Raw genomic sequence first — 2172 nt, forward strand, 5'->3', positions numbered from 1 at the left:
CAACATTCCGCCGCACAACCTGGGCGAAGTGCTCGACGGCTGCCTGGCGGTCATCGACAACCCGGACGTCACCATCGATGAGCTGATGCAGTTCATCCCGGGCCCCGACTTCCCGACCGCCGCCATCATCAACGGTCGCCAGGGCATCATCGAGGCCTACCGCACCGGCCGCGGCCGCATCTACATGCGTGCCCGATCGCACGTCGAGGACATCGACAAGGTCGGTGGTCGCCAGCAGATCGTCGTCACCGAGCTGCCGTACCAGTTGAACAAGGCCCGCCTGATCGAGAAGATTGCCGAACTGGTGAAAGAGAAGAAGCTCGAAGGCATCTCCGAGCTGCGCGACGAGTCCGACAAGGACGGCATGCGTATCGTCATCGAACTGCGCCGGGGTGAAGTGCCGGAGGTGATCCTCAACAACCTCTATGCACAGACCCAGCTGCAGGCCGTGTTCGGTATCAACATCGTCGCCCTGATCGACAACCGTCCGCGCATCCTCAACCTGAAAGACCTGCTCGAAGCCTTCGTGCGCCACCGCCGCGAAGTCGTCACCCGTCGCACCGTGTTCGAGCTGCGCAAGGCGCGCGAGCGTGGGCACATTCTCGAAGGCCAGGCGGTCGCGCTGTCCAACATCGATCCGGTCATCGCCCTGATCAAGGCCTCGCCGACCCCGTCCGAAGCCAAGGAAGCGCTGGTCAGCACGCCGTGGGAATCCAGCGCCGTGGTGGCGATGGTCGAGCGTGCCGGCGCCGAGTCCTCGCGTCCGGAAAACCTCGATCCGCAGTACGGTCTGCGCGACGGCAAGTATTTCCTCTCGCCGGAACAGGCCCAGGCCATCCTCGAGTTGCGCCTGCATCGCCTGACCGGTCTGGAGCACGAGAAGCTGCTGGCCGAGTACCAGGAGATCCTCAACCAGATCGCCGAGCTGATCCGCATCCTCAACAGCGCCGAGCGCCTGATGGAAGTGATCCGCGAGGAGCTGGAACTGATCCGCGCCGAATACGGCGACGTGCGCCGTACCGAGATTCTCGATTCGCGTCTGGACCTGACCCTGGGTGACATGATCCCGGAAGAAGAGCGCGTGGTGACCATTTCCCACAGCGGCTATGCCAAGACCCAGCCACTGTCCGCCTACCAGGCCCAGCGCCGTGGGGGCAAGGGCAAGTCGGCCACCGGCGTCAAGGACGAGGACTACATCTCGCACCTGCTGGTCGCCAACAGCCACGCCACGCTGCTGCTGTTCTCCAGCAAGGGCAAGGTGTACTGGCTCAAGACCTACGAAATTCCCGAGGCCTCCCGTGCCGCCCGCGGCCGTCCGCTGGTCAACCTGCTGCCGCTGGATGATGGCGAGTACATCACCACCATGCTGCAGATCGACCTCGAGGCCCTGCAGGCCACCGCCGGTGCCGACGAAGAGCTGGACGACGCCGACGACACCGTGCTCGAAGGCGAGATCGTCGAGCCGGAGGAAGTCGTCGAGGCCGCCGAAGGCGAAGACGGTGACACCCCCGAGCTGGTGGCCGAGCCGACCGGTGCCTACATCTTCATGGCGACCGCATTCGGTACCGTCAAGAAGACCCCGTTGGCCCAGTTCGCCCGTCCGCGCTCCAGCGGCCTCATCGCGCTCAAGCTCAAGGAAGGCGACACCCTGATCGCCGCTGCCATCACCGACGGCGCCAAGGAAGTCATGCTGTTCTCCGATGCCGGCAAGGTGATCCGCTTCGCCGAAGGCGTCGTGCGCCAGATGGGCCGTGGCGCTCGCGGTATTCGTGGCATGCGTCTGGGCAAGGGTCAGCAACTGATCTCCATGCTGATCCCCGAATCCGGTGCACAGATCCTCACCGCTTCGGAGCGCGGCTTCGGCAAGCGCACGCCGCTGAGCAAGTTCCCTCGTCGCGGTCGCGGCGGCCAGGGCGTGATCGCCATGGTCACCAAGGAACGCAACGGCAAGCTGATCGGTGCTATCCAGTCCCAGGAAGGCGAAGAGATCATGCTCATTTCCGACCAGGGCACGCTGGTGCGTACCCGCGTCGGTGAAGTGTCGAGCCTTGGCCGAAACACCCAGGGTGTGACCCTGATCAAGCTGATCACCGACGAGAAGCTGGTGGGCCTGGAGCGGGTTCAGGAGCCATCGGAAGTCGAGGAAGATGAGCTGGAAGAAGGTGTCGAAGG

1 protein-coding gene is annotated in these 2172 nt (G+C 64.3%); it reads left to right on the forward strand.

Features of this window, described 5'->3' with window-relative positions; all coding sequences use genetic code 11:
• Positions 1–2172 (forward strand): DNA gyrase subunit A (locus B2V21_RS19370; RefSeq protein WP_286917736.1); only part of this gene is annotated, 2172 nt, incomplete at both ends.

The sequence above is a fragment of the Pseudomonas sp. UBA6276 genome (assembly GCF_002438365.1).
Taxonomy (GTDB): domain Bacteria; phylum Pseudomonadota; class Gammaproteobacteria; order Pseudomonadales; family Pseudomonadaceae; genus Aquipseudomonas; species Aquipseudomonas coleopterorum.